Genomic DNA, 23,666 nt, shown 5'->3' on the forward strand with positions numbered 1-23,666 from the left:
TTTGTTGCGATTAATATAACGTTATATAATGTTATATAACGTTATATAATAAAACACTGAGGAGTGAAGGATTTGAGTCAAACTGCCGCACAAGTGAATCACAAGGTTCAGGCTTTCTTGGATGATCTGAAAGGAAAAACGATTGACCACGTCTTTTTCGTCGCTTGCGGGGGTTCTTCAGCCATTATGTATCCGAGCAAGTACGTGTTTGACAGAGAGGCGAAAGCCATCAGCTCTGATCTCTACAGTTCAAATGAATTTATTCAGCGCAATCCCATTCAGCTCGGAGAGAACTCTCTCGTGATTTTATGTTCTCAGTCAGGCAATACGCCGGAAACGGTGAAAGCCGCCGGTTTCGCCAGAAAAAAAGGCGCGCTTACGATTGCGATGACCTTTGAGCCTGATTCGCCGTTAGCGAAAGAAGCCGAATATGTCGCGGTGTATGACTGGGGTGAGAACGCACAGGCGATAAATACGAATTACGGGGTTCTGTATCAAATCGTGTTCGGCGCTTTACACGTGCTGGAAAACCATCCCGCGTTTGAGCAGGCGATCGACGGACTCAATAAGCTCCAGACCGTATATGACAAAGCGCTTAAACAAGAAGCGGATCACGCAAAGGCATTCGCGAAAGCCCACGAAAAAGAAGATATCATTTACACGATGGCAAGCGGTGCGAACTACGGCGTCGCTTACTCCTACAGCATCTGCATTCTCATGGAAATGCAATGGATTCATTCCCACGCCATTCATGCCGGAGAATATTTTCACGGACCGTTCGAAATCATTGATGAATCCGTTCCATTTATTATCCTGCTCGGCTTAGACGAAACAAGACCCCTTGAAGAGCGGGCGCTTTCCTTCTCAAAAAGATACGGCAAAAAACTGACTGTGCTTGATGCGGCAGCATATGATTTTTCCGAAATTGACGATTCTGTAAAAGGCTATCTGGCTCCTCTCGTATTAAACCGGGTGCTCAGAAGCTATGCGGATGCGCTGGCGGAAGCAAGGAGCCATCCGTTAAGCCAGCGGCGTTACATGTGGAAAGTCGAATATTAAGAACGCGCATTATATTTCACCGGACTATAATGATATATAACGTTATAGTCCGGTGACAAAGGAGGAAAAGCATCTGAAAAAGCTCATCTGCCTGTTCGTTCTGTTAGCTGTATGTCTGTCAGCCGCCGCCTGTTCAAGCCAAAGCAGTTCCTCTGACGGAAAAGTGACCCTGAAGTTTTTTCACAGGTGGCCGAAGGAGCCGGAAAAAAGCTATTTTGAAGAAGCGGTCAAAGAATTTGAAGCCGCTCATCCGGATATTCATATCCAAACGGAGGCGGTCTTGAACGATTCTTATAAAGACAAGGTGAAAGTCATGCTCGGAACAACGAGCCCCCCTGATATTTTCTTTTCTTGGAGCGACCGGTTTGCTTATAAATTCATCAAAGGAGATAAAGCCCTCGATCTGTCGTCTTACTATCAGCAGGATAAAGATTGGTCCTCACAGCTTGTGCAGTCACAAATCAAACCCTTTACGCATGACGGAAAACAGTACGGTGTTCCGTGGCAAATGGACGCTAAATCATTCTTTTATAATAAGGACATTTTTAATACATTACATTTGAAGCCCCCGGCGACATGGGATGAACTGATCACAGTCTGTGAGAAATTGAAAGAGAACGGATATATTCCGATCAGTTTCGGCACAAAAGCGCCTTGGACCATTTCTCATTATATCGGGACGCTGAACCAGCGTATGGTGGATGAAAAAACGCGGGCGAAGGATTACAGCCCGGAAACCGGGGAGTTTACGGACGAAGGCTATGTCAAAGCGCTTGAAAAGCTTCAGGAACTTCTGCCGTACTTTACAAAGCACGTGAACTCCGTTGATCACGAATACGTGCGCCAGCAGTTTACGAGCGGCAAAGCGGCGATGATTTATGCGGAAACGGCAGAAATTAAGCTCGTCGAACCGGTCAATCTAGGCTTGTTTCCTTTCCCGAAAATCAGCGGCGAAAAGGGATCTCCCCGTGCACTGACCGGATCTCCCGAAGGATTTATGATTTCCTCAAAAACGAAGCACCCGAAAGAAGCCATGGAATTTCTTCAGTTTTTAACCTCGAAAAAAATGGGAGAGAAGCTGATAAAAGACGTCGGTAAATACAGCGCGGTTCAGGGAACGGCGACAGAAAACAATTCCACCCCGATCCAGCGCGAAGCCGTGCAGGATATCGTCCGCGCCGAAACAATGGTGCCGTGGTTTGATATGGATGTTGACGTTGAAATCGCCGATGTGTATGCGGCAGGCGTTCAGCAGATGCTCGGCGGCACAATGACACCGCGCGAGGTGATGAATTCCGTGCAGAAAGCGGCGCGTCAGGTCAAAGCGTCATCTGAATAGAACAGATTTCTTTGGAGAAAGGAGATGAGGATTTCCTTGGTCAGCCGAAAACGTTTCATTCCGTATCTGTTTCTCACGCCTGCGCTGATTTTTCTGCTGTTCGTTTACATTCCGATTATTGAGAATGTGTTTTTCAGTCTGTTTGAATGGAGCTCATTTCAACCCGAAAAGACGTTTATCGGTTTGAAAAATTATATTGACCTGTTTCATGATCCCGTGTTTTTTACAGCACTCCGCAACAATGTGCTGTATGCGGTCATATCGCTGATTTTCCAGGTTGGCGGCGGCTTAATTCTGGCGGCCGTGCTGGAAGACAGATTGGTAAGAAAATGGTCGCCGTTTTTCCGTACGGTATTTTTTCTTCCGGTCGTCATTTCCATGACCGTCATTGCGCTGTTGTTTGATTTTATTTATAACCCGGAAATCGGGCTTTTGAATCAGCTGCTGGAAGCCGTCGGACTTGATGAACTGACCCGGGCGTGGCTGGGCGATGAAAACACCGCTATGCTGTCTGTCATTTTTGTGTCTCAATGGCAGTCTGTCGGTTACATCGCCATGCTGTACATTGTCTCGATTCAGAGCATTCCCGCTGAATTATATGAATCGGCGCAGCTGGACGGAGCCGGAAAAATCCAGCAGTTTTTTCACATTACGGTGCCGCAGACGAAAGAAATGTCGTTTGTTGCCGTGGTGATGACGCTGACCGGCGCATTTACCGTATTTAATGAACCGTATATTCTGACCGGCGGAGGGCCGGGCAATGCTTCAGAAGTGCTGAGCACATTTTTGTATAAGAGCGCTTTTACAAAGGATATGATGGGCTACGCTTCTGCGATCGCGACGGTGGTGCTTTTGCTGACGCTTGCTCTGTCGCTTATTCAGATGAAATTCTTTAAGACCGGAAAGGAGGAGTAGCCGATGCTTCCTGAAAAGACGGACTTGCGTCATGCCCGTCAGGCCGTCAGAACAGGCGGAAAACCGAGAAAATGGTATGTCGGAGAAACGTCTGTGTGGCTGTTTCTCTTTATCTACCTCATTGCCGTTGCTTATCCGCTGTTATGGATGGCGGTCAGCGCCTTTAAAAGCTCGGATGAGATTTTTGAGCACAGCTGGTCTCTGCCCTCTGTCTGGCATCCCGAAAACTTCGTATCCGCATGGAACCAAGGGATTTCCGCTTATTTTATGAACAGCGTCATTGTGACCGTGCTGACTTGTCTCATCACCGTATTTGTGAGCGCCTGGGCGGCATACGGGCTGGCCCGTTTTCAATTTAAAGGAAAAGGGTTTGTGCTGATCATTTGTCTTGGCGGCTTGATGCTGACGCCGCAGGTCAGTCTTGTGCCGCTGTACTCCATTATCCAGTCATTGGGACTGTACAATACGTATTGGGCATTGATTCTTCCGTACGCAGCCTACCGTATTCCGTTTACCGTGATTCTGATCCGTTCCTATTTTTTGTCGATTTCCAAAGAGCTTGAGGAAGCGGCCTATCTGGATGGGTGTACAAGTTTCGGAATATTTTTCAGAATATTCTTACCTATGAGCGTGCCGATTCTGGTGACATCAGGCATTTTGACGGCTTACCATACATGGAATGAGTTTATGTTTGCGATTATTTTTATCGATGATGAAAATTTACGGACGATTCCGGCCGGGCTGATGCAGTTCAGAGATGCGCTGCAGACGGATTGGGGCGTGCTGCTGGCCGGGCTGACGATTTCTGCTGCTCCGATCATCGCGCTGTTTTTATTGATGCAGAGATATTTTATCCGCGGCATTGCAGCGGGAAGCGTGAAAGGATAAGGGGGATGAAAAGATGAAACTGATAGCGGCCGGAGATAATGTAGTAGATTATTATCAGGATCAGGAGACGTTTTACCCGGGCGGAAATGCGTTAAATGTAGCCGTGCTTGCCCGGCGCTTAGGCCACGAAACTTCTTATATCGGGATTCTCGGCAGTGATGAAGCGGCGGATCACGTATTGAATGTGCTGAAACTGGAAAAGGTGAATGCCGATCTGATCCGCCGGGCATACGGAGAAAACGGGATGGCGGTCGTCACGCTTGATGAAAAAGGGGACAGGATATTTGCCGGATCAAATAAAGGCGGCGTGCAATCGCGTCTGACGCTCGCTTTTCAGGAGAATGACATCTCATTTATCTCCGGACATGATCTGCTGCATACGAGCGTATACAGCAGGATAGAACGTGACCTTCCGATGCTGAGCGGCCATGTGCCGATTTCCTTTGACTTCTCTGTAAAACGTGACGAAGCCTATTTAGAAGCGGTCTGTCCGTACGTAACGTATGCATTTTTTTCCGGGAGTGATTTGAGTGAAAGTGAATGTGTGCGGCTTGCCGAAAAAGCCCGCGGTTTCGGAGCGAAAATCGTCTGTCTGACAAGGGGAGAACATGGCGCGGTGTTATCGGATGGGGAACGCGTCTATCATCAGCCGGTGGTAAGAGCTGATATAATAGATACATTGGGCGCGGGTGATTCTTTTATTGCCGGGTTTCTTACCGATTTCTTCGAGCATCAGGATATTCGGCGAGCGCTTACTGCGGCCGCCGGGACGGCTGCCAAAACATGCGGAGGGTTCGGAGCGTTCGGTTACGGGCATCCCTACAGGCCGGACGGCGGGAAAAGCAGTGAAAAAACGAGAATACGATAAGCATTGTCTCGTTTTTTATACTTGTTACGCATAGGGGCTGTTAATGGTAAACGTAACGCGGTCGGTATGCATTAAAAACAGCGAGCTGTATATCGGCTGGTCTTTTGACATAAAAGCGGTTTTGTCAATTTCAAAAAGCGCATCCCCGATATCACAAGCCAGATAGCGGCTTTCTTCCTGCTTGGCGTATACGACATTTAACAGCTTCGTATTATGGGTGGGCACCACCTGATAGTGCTGTTTCAAAATGTCATGCATCGACACGCCGCCTTTAATATGCTTGCCGATGTCGGGAAATAAACTGAGCGGATAGTGGGCGATTTCGAATGAGAGCGGCTGGTCGTCGTGAAATAAAATGCGTTTTAATTCAAGAACGGGACTTTCGGAAGCGACGCGAAGTTTTTGAGCGATGGATTTAGGCGCTTCAATGATTTCATGGGAAAGGATCTGGTGTTTCGGTTTTTTTCCCGTTGATTCCATAAATTCAGAGTAGCCGTTGACCGCGATGAGCTCCCGCTTCAGTTTAGGGCTTTTAACGAACGTTCCCTTTCCCTGCTGCCGGACGAGCCAGCCTTCTTCCACAAGATCAAGGATGGCCTTCCTGACCGTTATGCGGCTGACGTTGTACGTTTCGCACAGCTCATTTTCAGTCGGCAGTTTTACGGACGGCGAATAAACGCCCTTCTTGATATCGTCCGCGATAATTTGTTTCAGCTGAATATATAAAGGTTTCGAGCTCCCGTTATTTAACAATGGGACGGACCTCCTTTGTCAAGTAGTAGTACTATTATATGTATTATGACGTTATAATACAAATTTGCTTTTCATTTATGAATCTGTCAGAAACCCCGAACATTTTTAACATAACAGAAAGATGTGGCGGTTTCCAGTATTGGAGGAGGTTTCGAATGGCATCATTAACATTTGACCATATCAAAAAAACATACGGCGCCCAATCGGCGGCAGTGAAGGATTTTCACTTAGATGTAAAGGATGAGGAGCTGCTGGTGCTTGTCGGTCCCTCCGGCTGCGGCAAATCTACGACACTCAGAATGATTGCCGGACTGGAGAGCATTTCTGAAGGGAAGCTTTATATCGATGGAGACGCGGTGAACGATCTGCCCCCGAAGGATCGTGATATCGCAATGGTTTTTCAGAATTACGCGCTGTATCCCCACATGACGGTGTTTGACAATATGGCGTTCGGTTTGAAGCTCAGAAAGCTGCCGAAAAAAGAAATCGCAGAGCGAGTCCGGACGGCCGCTGATATTTTGGAAATCGGGCATCTGCTCAAGCGGAAACCGAAGGCTCTTTCAGGCGGGCAGCGGCAGCGGGTTGCGCTCGGCCGGTCGATCGTGCGGGAGCCGAAAGTGTTTCTGATGGACGAGCCGCTTTCCAACTTAGATGCGAAATTGCGTGTGACGATGCGCGCCGAAATCAGCAAGCTCCATCAGCGTTTGAAAGCGACCATCGTTTATGTGACGCATGATCAGACGGAAGCGATGACAATGGGCGACCGGATTGTCGTGATGAATGAAGGAGATATTCAGCAGGCCGCAAGCCCCCATGAGATTTATCATTATCCGGCGAATATGTTTGTGGCGGGTTTTATCGGTTCTCCGAGTATGAATTTTATAAAAGGCGTCATAGAAGAAAGTCACGGGCAATGGTATTTTGCCGGTTCGTCCGTTCGTCTGCCCATTCCGAAAGAAAAAGCGGCCGTTCTTGTGCAGAAAGGATACAGCGGTCAGGAGATGACTGCGGGGCTGCGTCCGGAGCATTTGACGCTTGCCGGACAATCAGAGCACCCGCCTGAAGCGGTGTGCCGCGCTGTGGCGGAAGTATGTGAGAACTTAGGCGCGGAGATGTACGTTCATGCGGTGAGCGGAGATGACCGCATGACGATCCGTCTTGACGGCGCTTCAGAGGTGAAACCCGGCGATGCCATTCTGCTTGCGGTCAATATGAACCGGGCCGTCTTTTTTGATGCCGACACTGAAAACGCCGTATATTGAAAAAGGGAGCCTGATGATCGGGGCTCCCTTATCACTTCTTATGATACGATTACCAGATTTCGTCCGCCCATTCCGGGTGGTCGATAAACGGATTGCGGTTATGCTGATAGTCTTCGTAAATGATTTCGTTCCGCCGTTTTTCCTTACTGTCGACGGGGTCTTGTTTATTCCATTTGAGCAAAACGGACAGTTTTCCCATGTAAGGAGCTGAGCCGTTTCCGGTTTTATCATTCAGCTCAAGGTCGGGATACCCGTCGCCGCCTTCATAACGTACCGCCATGTAAAACAGCATGCGGGCGACGTCTCCTTTGACCTCATCGCGCGGCTCCCAGGAATCACCGTCATAATAATTGCCCGGCGCTTTCGGGTATTCTGAGCCTCCGTTATCAAAATCCATGTTTCCTCTGGCGCTGTTCACCTGGACGTCTGCAGGGCGCAGATGATGAATGTCCGTCCCGGGGCCGGCAGCTGTTCCGAAGTTTCCGTGTGACTTTGCCCACACGTGTTCACGGTTCCAGTCCCCGACGCTGCCGCCGTTTTTACTTTTGGCCCGTGATTCCTGGGTGTAGAGCAAGATGACATTGTTCGGATTTGCCGGATCTTCGTCAGTTTCCTTCAATGCATTCCATACTTGGCTGTAAGACAGCTTAGTATGTCCGCTGATGATGCGGTGCAGGGCGCTCTTTAAGGCTGTTCCGCTTTTTCCGGAAGCTTCTTTATAATATGTGTCCGTATCCGCAGACGGAGTGATGACAGCTGAGGCAGTTTGCGGAAAAAGAGTTGTGCCGCCGGAAGTTGAAACCGCGAGCCGGCTGTACAGATTTGTGTCAGCCGGCGCGCCCGCAGAGGCTGACGGCGCGGCCCATCCAAAAATGAAAAACAGGCAGACAATCGGCAGAAACCAAAGTTTTTTTGTCATGACTTGCCCTCCTTTACCTCTATTATCCAAAAAATAAATCTAATATTCTATCTTTTTTGAAAAATGGTTCCTTCGGCTTATGGGACAGAGGGGCGGTTTCTTGGTCAAAGTATCCGGAAAATCATTGATTTTTTAGAGGGTATGATAATGAACTCATAATGCGCTCCTTCTATAATGAAGATCATCTTGTCAGTTTTTCAGTTTAAAAGGAGGGCGTGTATGGAACATCAGCAGCTTTCGGCGGCGAATATCGGGATTTCCGACGACATACAATGGCTGTCTCAATTCGGCGCTTCCGCTTCCGGCGGAGTGACGAGGCTTTTATATACGAAAGAATGGATGAACGCCCAGCTTGCCGTCAAAAAGAAAATGGAGGCGTTCGGGCTGGAAACGGCATTTGACGATGTCGGTAACGTATTCGGCCGGTTGAACGGCACAGAATCGCCTGATCAGGTGATTCTGACCGGGTCGCATATTGACACCGTTATTGACGGCGGCAAATATGACGGTGCATTCGGCGTGCTGGCGGGCATGCTGGCGATCCGGCATTTGCATGAGACATGCGGGCGTCCGAAAAAAACGCTGGAGGCTGTGTCGCTCTGTGAAGAGGAAGGGAGCCGTTTTCCCATCACCTATTGGGGCTCAGGCAATATCACCGGTGCTTTCTCGCTTTCAGATGCGGAAACGCCGAAAGACGCGTCCGGCATTTCTCTGAAAGAAGCCATGCGGCAGAACGGCTTCGGTGCAGGCCGTTATCCGGCGCCGCTGCGCACTGATATTAGTGCCTTTCTGGAAATTCATATAGAACAGGGGCAAACGCTTGAACGATCGGGAAAGGATATCGGGATTGTCACCGGGATTGCCGGACAGAGACGCTATACCGTTACGCTTGACGGTGAATGCAACCATGCGGGGACCACTTCAATGAAATGGCGGAAAGATCCGCTCGCGGCGGGAAGCAGCATCATCCACGAACTCATGCTCTCAGCGGAAAGACAGCCGGAAGAGCTCCGCCTGACGTGCGGGAAAATGACGGTTGAGCCGAATATGGCGAATGTCATTCCGGGCCGTATCCAGTTTTCCGTTGATATTCGCCACCAGCAGGAAGACGTGCTGGCAGCCTTCCGTCAGAAACTGGTGTCGATTATTGAAAACATCAGCCGCAGCAAAGGAGTCAGACCTGTTATTGATGAATATATGAGGATAGAGCCGGTTCAAATGGATCAGACACTGACACGAACCGCAGCAGAGGCTGCAAAAGAGCAGGGGGCGGACCCGGAGAAGATCGTAAGCGGAGCGGGACATGACGCCCAGATGCTCGGCAGAACCTTTCCGGCCTGCATGCTGTTTGTGCCGAGCCGTGGCGGGATTAGCCACTCGCCGCTTGAATTCACACCCGCACATCAGCTTGAAACCGGCGTCCTTACGCTGGCGAATGTATTACATAAACTTGCCTATTAACGTAAAGGGGGAATCGGCGTGCCGACCAGAAAAGAATTGTGCATTCCGCAAAGAACGATTATGACACCGGGACCGACAGAAGCTGAACCGAGAGTGCTGAGGGCGATGGGCGCTCCGATCCTCGGCCAGTTTGACCCGGCATTTACCGGCATCATGAATGAAACGATGCAAATGCTCCGTGAATTGTTTCAAACTGAGAACCGCTGGGCCTATCCGATTGACGGCACATCAAGAGCGGGGATTGAGGCTGTTCTCGCAAGTGTGATAGAACCGGGCGACAGCGTGCTCGTTCCGATATACGGACGCTTCGGACACCTGCTGACTGAAATCGCCGAGCGGTACGGAGCGGACGTTCATACGATCGAGTGTGAATGGGGAACGGTCTTCCGGCCTGAAGAGATTATCAGCGAGATGAAAAAGATTTCCCCGAAAATCGTCGCTATGGTGCACGGAGAAACATCAACGGGGCGGATTCACCCGCTGAAAGAAATCGGGGAAGCGTGCCGCGCCCAAGACGCACTCTTTATCGTGGATGCCGTGGCCACGATCGGAGGCTGCGCCGTAAAAACGGATGAATGGAAGATTGACGCAGTTATCGGGGGAACGCAAAAATGCCTATCGGTCCCTTCCGGAATGGCGCCGATTACTTATAATGACCGGACGGCAGCTGTCATTGCCGCGCGTAAAAAGGTAGAACGTGGCATTGCGACGGCAGCTGACGGTAAAATGCTGTCCGGTCATCGGCCGGTTACGAGCAACTATTTTGATCTGAGCCAGCTCGAAGATTATTGGAGTGAAAGAAGGCTGAATCACCATACAGAAGCGACAGCAATGCTTTATGCGCTGCGGGAGGGTGTGCGCCTTGTCCTGGAAGAAGGACTTGAAGAACGGTTCCGCAGGCATCAGCGTCATGAAAAAGCGCTTACGGCGGGACTTGCAGCGATGGGCCTTGATTTATTCGGCGATCCGGAGGCGAAGCTGCCTGTCGTCACATGTGTGAAGATTCCGCCGGAAGCAGACGGCGAATCGATCAGGAGTATGCTTTTGTCTCAATTCGGAATTGAAATCGCCAGCTCGTTCGGTCCGCTGCAGGGGAAAATTTGGAGAATCGGAACGATGGGCTACAGCTGCAGAAAGGAAAATGTGCTGTTTGTGCTGGCCGGACTTGAAGCGGTTCTGATCAGACACGGAGTTGCAGTTAAAGCCGGGGAAGCGCTGCAGGCGGCCCTTAACATATATGATCTGCCGGCTGAAACCGGTGTGCTGTCATGAGATATGAAAACGAGATTGAAATCATCTGGACTTTTTTCCCTTTTCCCCGTTATACTGAATGGTATAAAAAATGACAAATATGGAATGATCATCTGTTTGTCTGGGGAGAAGGTAAGAAATCATGGCGTACATGGGGCGATTGTCAATTTTAATGCTGAATATGTTTATTGCGATGCTTGGGATCGGATTGATTATTCCGATTATGCCCGCATATATTACCGAATTCGGAGCGACGGGGAGCACGATGGGTCTGCTTGTTGCGGCGGCGGGGCTTACACAGCTTTTATTTGCGCCTATTGCCGGGGAAATAACCGACAAATACGGACGGCGGAAACTGATTATTTTCGGCATTGCCGCCTTTGCCGTGTCACAATTGATCTTCGCCTTTGCCGGAAGCCTGTGGCAATTGTTCGCATCCCGCCTTTTGGGCGGAATGGGCGCGGCGTTTTTAATGCCGTCAATGTTCGCTTACATTGCGGATATTACGACCGAGGAAGAACGCGGGAAAGGAATGGGGCTGTTCAGCGCGGCGATGACGCTCGGTGTCGTCATCGGACCCGGTGTCGGCGGCTATTTGGTTCATTACGGCATGTCTGTGCCGTTTATCGTGTCCGCAAGTCTCGCCTGCTTTTCAACGGTGCTTTCATTTTTCTTTCTGCCCGAAACGCTTGGACGTGAAAAGCAGCTGGAAGCCCGGGCAAAAACGGAAAAACGTGAGCATCTGTTTAAGCAAATGTCACGCGCGCTCAAATCGCCGTTCGCGTTTATGCTGATTCTGGTTTTTGTGCTGAACTTCGGAATTATGAACTTTGAATCCGTTTTCGGCCTTTACGTTGACCATAAACACGGATTTAAAGCCTCTGATATTGCCTTTATTATTACGGCTGCGGGTCTCATCGGCGTGTTTGTGCAGGCGGTCGGCGTCAGTTATCTCGTCCGCAGGTTCGGGGAAAAGCGCGTCATTAACGTGACGTTGATCGGGGCTGCTGCAGGACTTGTGTGGTGCCGGTTTGCGGGTTCATATTGGGCCGTTTTTGCCGCGGCAATCTTTTTCCTGACGCTGACATCGCTGCTCCGGCCGGCCGTTAATACGATGCTGTCGAAGCTCGCCGGTGACCAGCAGGGGTTTGCCGGCGGGATGAACACCTCATTCATCAGCTTAGCGAATATCGCCGGACCGTCAGCCGCCGGTTTTCTCTTTGATGTAAATATGGAATTTCCGTATATGCTGGGAGCGGCCATTCTCGCCATCAGTTTTCTGGCCGCGCTTGGCTGGGGCAAAAAGACACAGACCCGGCCGTTCACGCAGCAAGGATAAGAATCAAAAGCCTCCGGGTATCCGGAGGCTTTTTGCTTTTTCTTCAATTTGAAAATATCCATTTTTACTTATCTTCCAAGTTTGCTTCTGTTGTATTTTCTGTCTGTAATGAGGATATGAAGCAGGCTGACAGTAATAAAGTGGCCGAATACACCTTTTTGGTGAGTTCCGTACCCCCGGCTTCATCCTTGATTTTCTGCAATTCCAGAATACAAGCAGTTGAGAAATAAATAAGGCAGAAAGTTGACACGGCAACAGAAGCTCTTGGGAAGCCAATAGCAGATTGATACGCACAGAAAAAACGGCTTTTAGGCTAAAAAATCACAATGTCTTCCATTATTTACTCAAGCCAATGAGAACTGAGGAGAAAATGAGGCGGAGGCTTTTGTTCTTATCAGATATCATTTTTAAAAGTTATTTATAAAATTCATACAATGTCTTTTTAAAACTCATCGTATTCTTATCTAGTTTTTGCAACCAAAAGATTATTTAGTCTTTAAAAATCGGAAAATATGGGTTAGAATGTATAATAATCTTGTGTTTACAAGTATAATTATTAATGGAGGGATTTATCATGAGAAGTAAAACTAAGAATATTCTAGCAGTATTGTTGGCAGGTATTATGACTTTTGGCCTGATTATAGGATTCAGTCAATCAGCGCAAGCAGTAAGCAAAACAACGAGCTTTACTTACAATACTGGAACTGTTTCTGCAAAATCATATATACATACATCAGATAACTACAAAAATGTTAATGCCACAGTTGAATTAGGAAGATCAGGCACATGGGAGACCGCAGCTTATTGTAAATTATACCTTCAGCGGTATACAAGCGGTTCATGGAAGACTATTGATACTGCTTCCGGTAATGCGTCATACGGCAAAAAATTGAATGTTACTTTTACGAATATCGCTAAAAAATCTGCTTCAACTCGTGTAAAAGTGAAACTTTATAACAACTGGAAACACTCGGAACTACTTCAAACTGTAAATTCAAGTAAATGGAAACGCTAATATCTAAAATATGATTTCGACTGATTAGTAATAATTATTCTTCTAAATTAATTTTTAAAGGCTGAAAATTTTCTGAATGTACTTAGGATGCAGGGGACCCCTGCATCCTTTTCATTGAGTATGAAACCCTAACTCCCAGGTACAACTGATAGCCAAATAGGATGAGCAGGAGCGGGATGTGGTAGTCCTTTAATGCATCGATATATGAAAATGGATGGAGAGGGGGATTTTCAAGCAAGCCTAAACGGGAGAAGCAAGCACCCGTATGATTCCATCATATTTCTCCGAGCTGCATCTGTTCGCTGAGAAGATGGCTTCGTTTTTCCTTCCGAGCATAGAATCTCACCGACGACTGTATCCCAAGTATGCTTTTGAGATTGGAAGGTAATGTGAAACAGCTAAGGAAACCTGCATCTAAATCAGGGTTCGCTATTGAGAGGGCTTGTTTGTGAAATACAGAAGCGGTTAGGGCATGAACCTCTTCTGCGGCACTGTAGCCTTCGCGAAGCTTTCCGTACGATTCCTTTTGTATTCAATAAATCCCACCGAATAAGGGATTGTAATGGCTCCTGCGTACATGGCAACTACATACTGAGAGCAGATGGCCAGTGCTGCAGTTTTTCTCTTATCCCAACTCCTCATTTTTCCGAATGTGATGTTTAAAACACGTTAGTATGCGGAAGACGGGCTGGCATCAGGCTTTATCGCTGAAATATTCGTATTTTTTTGGCGGAAACGCCAATGAGAGTGGATTTCATTTGAGGACAGCAGCAATTCCTTAACCGATCAGCCGCTGCATTCTCAGCGCGAGCCGCAGGCGCATCGTCGTCTCCGGATCTTTTAAGCTTTTGCCGAGCAGTTCCTCGCATTTTTCTAAACGATAGATCACCGTATTTCGATGGACGTACAGGCGCTTAGCCGTTTCTGAAATCTGGCAGTGGGTCTCCAGGTAAACAGACAGTGTATGAAGCAGGCTCTGGTCCTCCTTTTGCCGATCGGCCAGGCTTTGGAGGGTGGCTTCGTAAAACTTCTTCACATCTTCCGCCGGAAGCAGGCGGAGCAGTTCCGGCACGTCTTTGGCATGATAGATTTGAATAAACTCCGCGCTTCTGGACAAATGCCCGGATGAAATGGCGTCTGAAGCTTCAGTAAAAGCGTCAGGGACATCGATCAGCTTTTGGCATATGTTTGAGATGCCGAAGGAGACAGTCCGTTTAAACTGCGTCCGGACCTGTTTCTGAAACTGCTCCAAAAAGCTGATGACAGACGCGTGCATTTCATTCCAGCTGTCTGTCGCTTCAATTAAAAGAATACCGACATTTCCTTTAATAAAGAGATGAGGGGGAAACGGAAAGGATGACAGCTCCCCTTCAAGCAGATCAAATACATGATCGGAAACGAGCTGATTTTCGGTAAAGCTGATCGTTTTCTCATTTCGGTCGAGTTTTCCGCAAATGCACATGTATTTCTGATCCCAGCGGAGCCGGAATTCTTTGGCACGGCTTTTGATTTCTTCATGGCCGGTAAACGAGCGGTCGATGAAATTGCTGAAAAATTCATTGCGCGCCCGTCTGCCGAATTGTTTGACGGCATTTTCTTTCAGCAGTTCAAAGGAAATGACGTTGGCCGCCTGTTCAATTGTCAAAATCATGCCTTTATCAGCGGTCTGCACCAGCTCCGGAATCACCAGATAACCGCAGTTTTTTTCAACATTCAGAATCGGCAGGACAGAATACGCCTTTCTGTCGGAGAGCATGGAAAAGCAGGTGAAATAAGGACCGGAAAGGGAATAACAGATGTTTTTCAATAAAGACGTGTCAATGGGTATGCTGTGGGACGATGATAAGAGTTTTGTATGCTGATCCAAAAGCAGCACGGGAAGCCGGAGAATGTCTGAGAGCTTCTTAAGCAGGGATTGCAGCCCTTTGCCGCTCATGATGTGGTTTGTAAATTTTTTATGGGCGTAAATGGCCTGCTGCAGCTCATTTGAACGCATATCAAGAATATGGCTCAGTGTAGCGTTGACGATATCTCCCAGCCTGATGTCTTCCGGCAGCTCAATAATCGGAAATTCATACCGGTCGGCAAGCTCCGCGGCATCTTTCGGAATGACATTAAGATAGCGCTTCGTTTTGATCCCCAGTCCCGCGCAGCCCCGTTTTGCCATGAGGCGGATCAAATCTTTCAACAGCTGCGGGCGGTCCTTCAAGTGGTAAGCCGTCGTGACGAGCAATTCGTTTTTATGTAAAAAATCAGCGATGTCCGGCGCATCCATCATGTTGACGTGCTGCACCTCCCTCCAGCCGCCGGATCTGCCTGCGATTAATGCGGCCCGCTCATAAGCGGGAATCTTCATTACATCATAAATGTTCATCAGTCAATCTCCTTTCAGGTTCTAAAGACAACCATTGGTTAATATGAATAAAAATCATCAAAAATTATAGCGGTTTTGCTGATGTATTACGATCATAGTAGCAGTAAACTGGCAATCATAGACGCATGTTGTGATAAAAACTGACAGAAAATCGTCATCCTTACAGGGAGGAAGATAAAATGGCCTATGACGTAATTGTAAAGGGTGCGAAAGCTGTGCGAAAAGGCGGGACAGAGCGGGCCGATATCGCCGTCAAGGACGGGAAAATTGCATTGATCGAGCCCGGCATTGACGAAAACGCGGAACAAGTGGTGCAGGCAGACGGCATGTATGTGTTTCCGGGCGCGGTCGATTGTCACGTGCATTTCAATGAACCCGGACGCGAAGAATGGGAAGGCATTGAAACCGGCTCAAACATGCTTGCTGCCGGCGGCTGTACGGCTTATTTTGACATGCCGCTTAACTGCATTCCTTCGACGGTAACTGCTGAAAACCTGCTGGCAAAGGCGGAAATCGCCGAACGGAAGTCAGCGGTTGATTTTGCGCTTTGGGGCGGTTTGATGCCCGGGTATACCGAACATATCCGGCCGATGGCAGAAGCGGGGGCAATCGGGTTTAAAGCGTTTCTGTCTAAATCGGGAACGGATGAATTTCAATCAGCCGATGAACGGACTCTTTTAAAGGGAATGAAGGAAATCGCGGCGTGCGGCAAGATTTTGGCCCTGCACGCAGAAAGCGACGCTCTCACCCGATTCCTTGAAGCCGAGTACGCGCTCCAAGGGAAAATTGATGCCCGCGCTTACGCTTCCTCCCGTCCGGAAGAAGCCGAATGCGAGGCTGTGCAGCGGGCAATTGAATATGCAAGAGCGACGGGATGCGCGCTTCATTTTGTACATATCAGCACGAAACGGGCCGTGCTCTCCATTCAGCAGGCGAAAAAAGACGGGTTGGATGTCACCGTTGAAACGTGTCCGCACTACTTATTATTCAGCTTTGAAGACTTCCTCAAAAAAGGGGCGGCCGCCAAATGCGCTCCGCCGCTCCGCTCAGAGGCTGATAAAGAGGAATTGATCGGGGTTTTGGCTGAGGGCCTGATTGATATGGTGTCTTCGGATCATTCTCCCTGTCATCCGTCTTTGAAACGCGAGGATAATATGTTCCTGTCGTGGGGCGGGATCAGCGGAGGCCAATTTACGCTTCTCGGCATGATTCAATTAGCGATCGATCATGGGATTCCGTTTGAACATGTGGCCCGATGGACGGCCGAAGCACCTGCCAAGCGCTTCGGTTTAACGAATAAAGGCCGGCTTGAAGAAGGATTTGACGCTGATTTTGCCATTGTCCGGCCGGAACCTTTTACCGTCACAAAAGAAACGATGTTTTCCAAACATAAGCAAAGCTTGTATGAAGGCCGCACCTTTCCATACCGAATCGCTGCGACCTACAGCAAGGGACGCTGTGTGTATCAGGATGGCGGTGGGAAGCAGAGCGGGGCTTTCGGAACATTCCTGAAGCCTTCTGAAATAAAAGAGCCGATTCTCTGATGAGAATCGGCTCTTTTTTGTCGTTTGGAAAGCGGGTCTCGTGGTATCTTTTTATAAAAAGGAGTAAAACACATTGTATAATCAAATCTTGAACATATTAACGGCATCCTGGTCGCGCAAGACTAGTACAAAATGGACGGAAGATTGCCCGGCCAAAGGCCAGTGCGGCGTGACGGCTTTAGTCATCCAAGATGTTTACGGCGGTGACATTCTCAAAACAAAAACCGGTACAAGCTGGCATTTTTATAATCGAATAGACGGGGAGATATATGATTTCACGAGCGGTCAGTTTTCAGAGCCGATCGTCTATCAGCATATTCTTTCTTCCAGAGATGAGGCATTTTCGGACACCAATGAACATCAGTACCATTACCTGAAAAGTGCATTCAGAAAAAACATGGAAACGCACCTGTGATAAACTAGAATGAGAGGTGAAGGATTGTGATTTATATCGGACTGACGGGGTGGGGGGATCATGACAGCATCTATCCGCCTAAAACAGCGGGCCCGCAAAAACTGCAGGCGTATTCCTCCCATTTTCCCATCGTTGAGCTGGACGCGAGCTTTTACGCCATACAGCCCGCCCGCAATAACGAAAGATGGGTCAAAGAGACGCCGGAATCTTTTCAATTCGTCATTAAGGCATATCAAGGAATGACGGGTCATCAGCGCGGCGATATTCCCTTTGAATCGAAGGAAGAAATGTTTGAGGCGTTTAAGCTGTCATTATCGCCGTATATAGAGCATGGAAAGCTTGCCATGGTGCTGTTCCAATTCCCGCCGTGGTTTGACTGCAAGAAAGAAAACGTCGCATATTTAAGATGGTGCAGGCAGCAGATGGGGGATATCCCGTGCGCGCTTGAATTCCGCAACCGGTCTTGGTTTTCCCCGCCATTTTACGAGCAGACCCTTTCCTTTATGAAGGAGGAAGGCTGGATTCACAGCATATGTGACGAGCCGCAGATCGGCGAGGGCAGCATTCCGACCGTCCTGAAAGCAACGGATGAAGAAAAAACGCTTGTCCGTTTTCACGGACGGAACAAGCAGGGCTGGATCAAACCTGACGGCGGACAAAACTGGCGTGAGGTCAGATATTTATACCGCTATAACAAACAGGAGCTCAAAGATTGGAAAAACAATTTTCAGGAGCTGAAAAAGCAGTCGCGCAATCTGTATGTGCTCTTCAACAATAACTCAGGCGGAGACGCCGCCGATAACGGGCTTGAGATGCTTGAAATGTTAGATATCTCATATACCGGGCTTGCTCCGAAGCAGCTCGACCTATTCAGCTAGAAAAGAGGTTTCAAGACACATGTCTTATCTTATTTTGATCATATTGGGATTTATCGCGGGAACGGTCGGCAGCCTGATCGGGCTTGGGGGAGGAATTATCATCGTGCCGGCGATGCTCTATTTAAGCACGATGACTCCGTTTTTCCATGACGTAACACCGCAGACTGCCATCGGCACGTCCCTTTTGGTGATTATTTTTACGGGCCTGTCATCAACTCTGGCCTATATGAAATATAAAACCGTTGACTACAAAAGCGGACTGATCTTTTTTATCGGTTCCGGCCCGGGAAGCATCATCGGCGCGTATTTGTCTAAACTTTTTAATGCGCATACGTTTTCCGTCTGGTTCGGACTTTTTATGATTTTGATTTCTATTACATTAATGCTGAAGGCGAAAGCAAAACCGGTCAATAAAGCGCATAAAGGCATGATCCGGACTTATGAGGATGAATCGGGTGAGCTTTATACATATTCGTACCGTATTTTTACCGGTATCGCCATTGCCTTTTTCGTCGGTTTATTGGGCGGTCTTTTCGGCATCGGCGGCGGCTCTCTTATGGTTCCGGCCATGATGCTGTTATTTTTGTTCCCGCCGAAAGTGGCTGTGGCGACGTCAATGCTCATCATTTTCTTATCCTCCGTGACGGGTTCCGTGTCACATATCGCAGAGGGCCATGTCAATTGGCTGTATGCGCTGTGCCTCGTTCCGGGCGCGTGGTTCGGCGGCAAAATGGGCGCGTGGGTCAATAAGCGGGTGCAGACGAAAACGATCGTGCTTTTCATGCGGGTCGTCTTGATTTTGATCGGCTGTGAATTGATTTATCAAGGGATATTCAGCTAAAAGGTAGGAGAGATGGTATGTTAGAGAAGCTCCGTTTATATCATACGAATGATTTGCACAGCCATTTCGAAAATTGGCCGAAAATCGTACATTATATTGAGCAGAAGAGAAAAGAGCATGAAAAAAACGGGGAGGAAACACTCGTATTCGACATCGGCGATCATATGGACCGATTTCAAATGATAACGGAAGCGACCTTCGGCAAAGCGAATGTCGACTTGTTAAACCGTCTTGAGATTGATGCGGCTGCCGTCGGGAATAATGAAGGGATTACGCTGCCTCACGATGAGCTGGCGGATTTATATACTCATGCCGCGTTTCCCGTCATTGTGTCCAACCTGTTTGACGCGGACGGACAGCGGCCGGAATGGGCCAAGCCCTACGTGATCAAAACGCTGAAAAACGGGATGACCGCCGGCATACTCGGCGTCACGGTGCCGTATTATCCCGTCTATCAAAAACTCGGCTGGACGGTGACGGATGCGGAAAAAAGCATTCAAGAATCACTTGACGATATCAAGGACAAAGCGGACATCATCATTCTGCTTTCTCATTTAGGCCTGATCGATGACCGGGCCGCAGCGGAAAAATTTCCCGACATCGATGTCATTCTTGAATCACATACGCACCACCTTCTTGAGGACGGACAGGACATAAACGGCGTATTGCTTGCATGTGCGGAGAAATACGGGAACTATGTCGGCTGTGTCGAGCTGACGATAGAAAGTGAATCACGAACCATTGTCAGCAAACAGGCATCTGTACAGAAAATGGCTGATTGGCACGGGGAATCTGAAGATACGGCGGCTTTTCTGAAAGAGAAAGAACGGGAAGCGGAAAACCTGCTCTCCGTACAAGTCGCCAATCTGAATGAAGAAGCCGGCGTGAAGTGGTTTGAGGAATCGCCGCTCCCGCTTCTATTAGCCGAAGCGCTGAAAAGCTGGTGCGGCTGTGAAGTCAGCATGGTGAATTCAGGCGTCATTTTGGGGCCTTTACAGAAGGGGCCTGTCACAAAGCTTGACTTGCACCGCATCTGCCCTCATCCGATCAATCCGGTCGCCGTTCGTCTTTCAGGCAGGGAACTCCAGGAAACAATCAGCCAGGCCGCCTCGGAACAAATGGAGCAGCTGCGGATTAAAGGCCTCGGCTTCCGCGGGGAAGTGATGGGCAGGATGGTATATGCCGGAGCGGAGGCAGAGGCCGGCATTCTTGAAGACGGTGTGACGCATCTCCTCAATGTGAAAGTGAACGGAGAAGAGGTGGATCCGGAGCGGATATACTCGGTTGCCGTTCTCGACATGTTTACACTCGGCAAGCTGTTCCCTTACATCCGCGATTCAAAAGAAAAACAATACTTTATGCCGGAGTTTTTAAGAGATCTGCTCGCCTGGGAGCTCGCGCGGCAAGCGTAATGTCAGATATCCGCCGGCCGTTCCATCTCATTTGAGTGAAGGTAAGCTTGACTTTTTAAGAGTAAAAATAAAATACTATGTCCCCCCTTACAAGCATACATTGTGATATGTAAGGGGGGATTTTTCTTGCCTAGATACCGGAGCGCTCTTCGCAAGAGAGGGCCTTTGCCTTTTCGATATGTGCTTCTTCTGTCGTTTGCTTTTTTTATCATATCGACGGTCATCAGCCTCTGGATGATCAACTCCTCAATCAAACCGGTGCTGATGAACATAGGAGAAATGGAAACCAAACGGGTGGCGACAGAGGTCATTACGGAATCCATTGAAGAATACATGTCTCACAGCGACAATGTGAAAGATATGGTCGATATGAAAACGGATGAAAACGGAAAAGTCACAACGATGGATTTTAATACACAAATGGTCAACAGTATGAAGGCGAAAGTGACAAAGCAGCTTCAGGCTCATTTGAAGGAAGCGGAGTCGAACAATAAGCAGCATGAAACGGAAAAAGGCGCCAAAACGGCCGATGAAATTATGATTAACATCCCTTTAGGGCAGGTCACGGGAAACAGCATTCTCGGAAATCTGGGGCCGAAAATCCCCGTGCGCTTTAACCTGATCGGTGATGCGTTAACTGATGTGAAAACAAAAATAAAGCCGTACGGCATTAACAATGCCCTGATCGATATCAGTATTTTTGTGGAAATTAAGGTAAAGGTTATTATCCCGTTTGCCAGTAAAACATCAGTCGTGACAAATAATATACCGGTCTCCATTAAAGCGATTCAAGGAGAGGTGCCGCAGTTTTATAACGGAAGCAGCGGATCAGGTGTGACGCCTTCCATTCAGCTGCCGAATGAAAAACAGAAGAAAGATAAATAAAAACACACAGCCGCAATCTTTCCTGGCGGCTGTGTGTTTACTTTTTCCTGCGGATTTCTTTTCGCTCCCATGCCCTTAGATGAGGATACGGGTCAAAAGACCATTCCGATCTGCCGTTATCTTTATACATCCCGTAGTGAAGATGCGGCGGAAATTTTCCCGCGGTGCCCGGCGGTCCGTATCCGGAACTGCCGACAGAGCCGATCACCTCTCCGGGTTTGACGATCTGGCCTTTATGCACACCTTTTGCAAAGCCGTTCAGGTGAGCGAAGTAGTGATACGTGTTATTGATATCCCTGATGCCGATTCTCCAGCCGCCGAAACGGTTCCAGCCCTTCATTTCAACAATACCGTAGCAGGTCGATCTGACGGGGAGCCCGTAATGGGCGAACAGATCCGTTCCTTCGTGAATCCGGCGCCCGCCGAAACCCCGCGCGGCGCCCCATGTGCTGCGGTAGCTGTAATCCGTCTTCACGGGAAGCGGAAAAGCGTGCTCTCCGAGATCAAGGCGGCCGAACGTTTTAAACAGTGTCATGAATTCGGTGATAATGCCGACCGTCTGATCACGGCGGTAATAATTCCAGAGGCCGATGCGGATATGGTCAAGATCCGTTCCGAATCCCGCTAAATACTGTGCAAATGTATAAAGAATATCCTCATCATTGCTGACCTCGGCTTTTCCGTCGCCGTCGCCGTCCAGGCCGATCCCGTCAAATACTTTAATGCTGAGGGGCGCCTCGTCCTTAGGATTTGGATTTTCAGGCCCGCTCCACAAATGATCCGGAATATAAATGCTGATGATTCCCGCTTTTTCCGGCAGATCCTTTCGGTTCGAGCGGACATTTTCTTCATATTGATCAACCGCCGCAAGCACATACCAAGGAATCTGCGTGACTGCTTCGGCTTTGCGGTACAACTGCATCCGTTCACCGTAAACAGGAGCCGATTGTTCTTTCCCGCTTGCAGCCGGACAGAAAAATGATAAAAGGAGAAGAGCAGATAACAGAACTTTCACAACATGATCTCCTTTCAGGATTAATACAAATAGTTTGCGGCAACAATCCGAGAAAATGTAAGTAATTCTCTTCCCTTGTCGAGAAATTTTTCCTATGTTAAAGTGACTATTGAATAGAAATCCGCAAGTTTTATATCCATCGTGAAATAGAAATTTTTCGCACACGAACATGAATAAAGGGATAATGGAGATGATGGGGAAATGGCAAAGAAAGACGAGCATCTGAGAAAGCCGGAATGGCTCAAAATAAAGCTGAACACGAATGAAAACTATACGGGTCTGAAAAAATTAATGCGTGAAAATAATCTGCATACCGTATGTGAAGAAGCAAAATGCCCGAACATCCATGAATGCTGGGCTGTCAGACGTACGGCGACATTCATGATTCTCGGTTCCGTCTGTACGAGAGCATGCCGCTTCTGCGCTGTCAAAACGGGTCTGCCGACTGAGCTGGATCTGCAGGAACCGGAACGCGTAGCTGATTCGGTTGCGCTGATGAACTTAAAGCACGCCGTCATCACGGCCGTGGCGCGTGATGATCAGAAAGACGGCGGAGCAGGCGTCTTTGCGGAAACGGTCCGGGCGATCCGCAGAAAAAGCCCGTTCACGACGATTGAAGTGCTGCCATCCGATATGGGCGGAAATTACGACAACCTGAAAACATTAATGGATACCCGTCCTGATATTCTGAACCACAACATTGAAACCGTGCGCCGCCTGACACCGAGAGTCCGCGCCCGTGCAACATATGACCGTTCTTTGGAATTCTTGCGCCGTGCGAAAGAAATGCAGCCTGACATCCCGACGAAATCAAGCATTATGATCGGTCTCGGCGAAACGAAGGAAGAAATTATTGAAGTGATGGACGACCTGCTTGCGAACAATGTCGACATCATGGCGATCGGCCAATACCTGCAGCCGTCGAAAAAACATTTAAAAGTCCAAAAATATTATCATCCGGACGAATTTGCCGAACTGAAAGATATCGCGATGCAAAAAGGCTTCAGCCACTGTGAAGCAGGCCCGCTTGTCCGTTCTTCCTACCATGCGGATGAACAAGTGAACGAAGCGTCTAAAAAACGCCAGGCCCAAGCATAAGATAAGCCGAAAAAACCCAAAACGCCGCAGGTTTTGGGTTTTTTTGTGATGGAGCCGTCTGTGCAGGGAAAAAGTCATTCTTGAATAAGGATCGTCAGAACCGCTACACTGGATATAAAAGGGGAAAATTTTTCC

General features: G+C 48.5%; 21 protein-coding genes. 17 read left to right on the forward strand and 4 right to left on the reverse strand.

Annotated elements, in window-relative coordinates; genetic code table 11:
* The first annotated feature begins 72 nt into the window (after positions 1–72).
* The 5 genes from ACWJJS_RS04625 to ACWJJS_RS04645 all read left to right on the forward strand — a co-directional run bounded on the left by ACWJJS_RS04625 (position 73) and on the right by ACWJJS_RS04645 (position 5,069).
* The gene (locus ACWJJS_RS04625; protein ID WP_454023356.1) at positions 73–1,059 is read left to right on the forward strand and encodes an SIS domain-containing protein; all 987 of its coding nucleotides are present in this window, start codon (positions 73–75) and stop codon (positions 1,057–1,059) included.
* Between the two features lie 73 nt (positions 1,060–1,132).
* A complete protein-coding gene (locus ACWJJS_RS04630; RefSeq protein ID WP_071392604.1) occupies positions 1,133–2,398 on the forward strand; it encodes an ABC transporter substrate-binding protein in 1,266 nt (421 codons plus the stop codon).
* Positions 2,399–2,422: 24 nt separating this feature from the next.
* The gene (locus ACWJJS_RS04635) at positions 2,423–3,313 is read left to right on the forward strand and encodes a carbohydrate ABC transporter permease (protein WP_407846081.1); all 891 of its coding nucleotides are present in this window, start codon (positions 2,423–2,425) and stop codon (positions 3,311–3,313) included.
* A gap of 3 nt (positions 3,314–3,316) precedes the next feature.
* On the forward strand, positions 3,317–4,201 hold the full coding sequence (locus ACWJJS_RS04640) for a carbohydrate ABC transporter permease (RefSeq protein WP_003151895.1): 885 nt from the start codon (positions 3,317–3,319) through the stop codon (positions 4,199–4,201).
* A 13-nt stretch (positions 4,202–4,214) separates the two neighbouring features.
* Positions 4,215–5,069, forward strand: coding sequence for a PfkB family carbohydrate kinase (locus ACWJJS_RS04645; RefSeq protein WP_071392249.1), 855 nt, complete (start codon positions 4,215–4,217; stop codon positions 5,067–5,069).
* A 24-nt stretch (positions 5,070–5,093) separates the two neighbouring features.
* Here ACWJJS_RS04645 and ACWJJS_RS04650 read toward each other — a convergent pair whose 3' ends face one another.
* Positions 5,094–5,822, reverse strand: a complete 729-nt coding sequence (locus tag ACWJJS_RS04650; RefSeq protein WP_012118372.1) for a GntR family transcriptional regulator — start codon at positions 5,820–5,822, stop codon at positions 5,094–5,096.
* 155 nt (positions 5,823–5,977) lie between these two features.
* Here ACWJJS_RS04650 and ACWJJS_RS04655 point away from each other — a divergent pair, with 155 nt between their 5' ends.
* Positions 5,978–7,084 (forward strand): ABC transporter ATP-binding protein, encoded by a 1,107-nt coding sequence (locus tag ACWJJS_RS04655; RefSeq protein WP_043867399.1) that lies wholly within the window; start codon positions 5,978–5,980, stop codon positions 7,082–7,084.
* A gap of 49 nt (positions 7,085–7,133) precedes the next feature.
* On the opposite strand, the gene ACWJJS_RS04660 is transcribed toward ACWJJS_RS04655, so the two are convergent.
* Positions 7,134–8,003, reverse strand: a complete 870-nt coding sequence (locus ACWJJS_RS04660; protein ID WP_070082321.1) for an endonuclease I family protein — start codon at positions 8,001–8,003, stop codon at positions 7,134–7,136.
* A 219-nt stretch (positions 8,004–8,222) separates the two neighbouring features.
* On the opposite strand from ACWJJS_RS04660, the gene allC reads away from it, so the two are divergent.
* The 4 genes from allC (at position 8,223) to ACWJJS_RS04680 (ending at position 13,069) form a co-directional block, all read left to right on the forward strand.
* Positions 8,223–9,464, forward strand: coding sequence for an allantoate deiminase (allC, locus tag ACWJJS_RS04665; protein ID WP_369614403.1), 1,242 nt, complete (start codon positions 8,223–8,225; stop codon positions 9,462–9,464).
* Positions 9,465–9,524: 60 nt separating this feature from the next.
* Complete coding sequence (locus ACWJJS_RS04670) at positions 9,525–10,736, forward strand: pyridoxal-phosphate-dependent aminotransferase family protein (RefSeq protein ID WP_217365457.1); 1,212 nt, start codon at positions 9,525–9,527, stop codon at positions 10,734–10,736.
* 121 nt (positions 10,737–10,857) lie between these two features.
* Positions 10,858–12,054: an MFS transporter gene (locus tag ACWJJS_RS04675; RefSeq protein WP_007410110.1), complete on the forward strand. Its 1,197-nt coding sequence runs from the start codon at positions 10,858–10,860 to the stop codon at positions 12,052–12,054.
* 574 nt (positions 12,055–12,628) lie between these two features.
* Positions 12,629–13,069 carry a hypothetical protein gene (locus tag ACWJJS_RS04680; RefSeq protein WP_003151908.1) on the forward strand — a complete coding sequence of 147 codons (441 nt, stop codon included), beginning with the start codon at positions 12,629–12,631 and terminating at the stop codon, positions 13,067–13,069.
* Positions 13,070–13,847: 778 nt separating this feature from the next.
* On the opposite strand, the gene ACWJJS_RS04685 is transcribed toward ACWJJS_RS04680, so the two are convergent.
* On the reverse strand, positions 13,848–15,443 hold the full coding sequence (locus tag ACWJJS_RS04685; protein ID WP_014305757.1) for a PucR family transcriptional regulator: 1,596 nt from the start codon (positions 15,441–15,443) through the stop codon (positions 13,848–13,850).
* 179 nt (positions 15,444–15,622) lie between these two features.
* Here ACWJJS_RS04685 and ACWJJS_RS04690 point away from each other — a divergent pair, with 179 nt between their 5' ends.
* The 6 genes from ACWJJS_RS04690 (at position 15,623) to yunB (ending at position 21,418) form a co-directional block, all read left to right on the forward strand.
* On the forward strand, positions 15,623–16,987 hold the full coding sequence (locus ACWJJS_RS04690; protein ID WP_369614402.1) for an allantoinase: 1,365 nt from the start codon (positions 15,623–15,625) through the stop codon (positions 16,985–16,987).
* 73 nt (positions 16,988–17,060) lie between these two features.
* Positions 17,061–17,402, forward strand: a complete 342-nt coding sequence (locus ACWJJS_RS04695) for a YunG family protein (RefSeq protein WP_070082315.1) — start codon at positions 17,061–17,063, stop codon at positions 17,400–17,402.
* Positions 17,403–17,428: 26 nt separating this feature from the next.
* Entirely contained in the window at positions 17,429–18,280 is an 852-nt protein-coding gene (locus tag ACWJJS_RS04700; protein WP_003151912.1) for a DUF72 domain-containing protein, read from the forward strand.
* 19 nt (positions 18,281–18,299) lie between these two features.
* Entirely contained in the window at positions 18,300–19,121 is an 822-nt protein-coding gene (locus tag ACWJJS_RS04705; RefSeq protein ID WP_003151913.1) for a sulfite exporter TauE/SafE family protein, read from the forward strand.
* 17 nt (positions 19,122–19,138) lie between these two features.
* The gene (locus ACWJJS_RS04710) at positions 19,139–20,533 is read left to right on the forward strand and encodes a bifunctional metallophosphatase/5'-nucleotidase (RefSeq protein WP_454023357.1); all 1,395 of its coding nucleotides are present in this window, start codon (positions 19,139–19,141) and stop codon (positions 20,531–20,533) included.
* Positions 20,534–20,659: 126 nt separating this feature from the next.
* The gene (gene yunB, locus ACWJJS_RS04715; protein WP_032868661.1) at positions 20,660–21,418 is read left to right on the forward strand and encodes a sporulation protein YunB; all 759 of its coding nucleotides are present in this window, start codon (positions 20,660–20,662) and stop codon (positions 21,416–21,418) included.
* A gap of 37 nt (positions 21,419–21,455) precedes the next feature.
* On the opposite strand, the gene lytH is transcribed toward yunB, so the two are convergent.
* Positions 21,456–22,433 carry an L-Ala--D-Glu endopeptidase gene (gene lytH, locus ACWJJS_RS04720; protein WP_003151918.1) on the reverse strand — a complete coding sequence of 326 codons (978 nt, stop codon included), beginning with the start codon at positions 22,431–22,433 and terminating at the stop codon, positions 21,456–21,458.
* Positions 22,434–22,634: 201 nt separating this feature from the next.
* Between lytH and lipA the strand changes: the two genes are divergently transcribed.
* On the forward strand, positions 22,635–23,531 hold the full coding sequence (gene lipA, locus ACWJJS_RS04725; protein ID WP_454023358.1) for a lipoyl synthase: 897 nt from the start codon (positions 22,635–22,637) through the stop codon (positions 23,529–23,531).
* The last annotated feature ends 135 nt before the right edge of the window (positions 23,532–23,666 follow it).

This window comes from Bacillus sp. JK106, assembly GCF_053663355.1.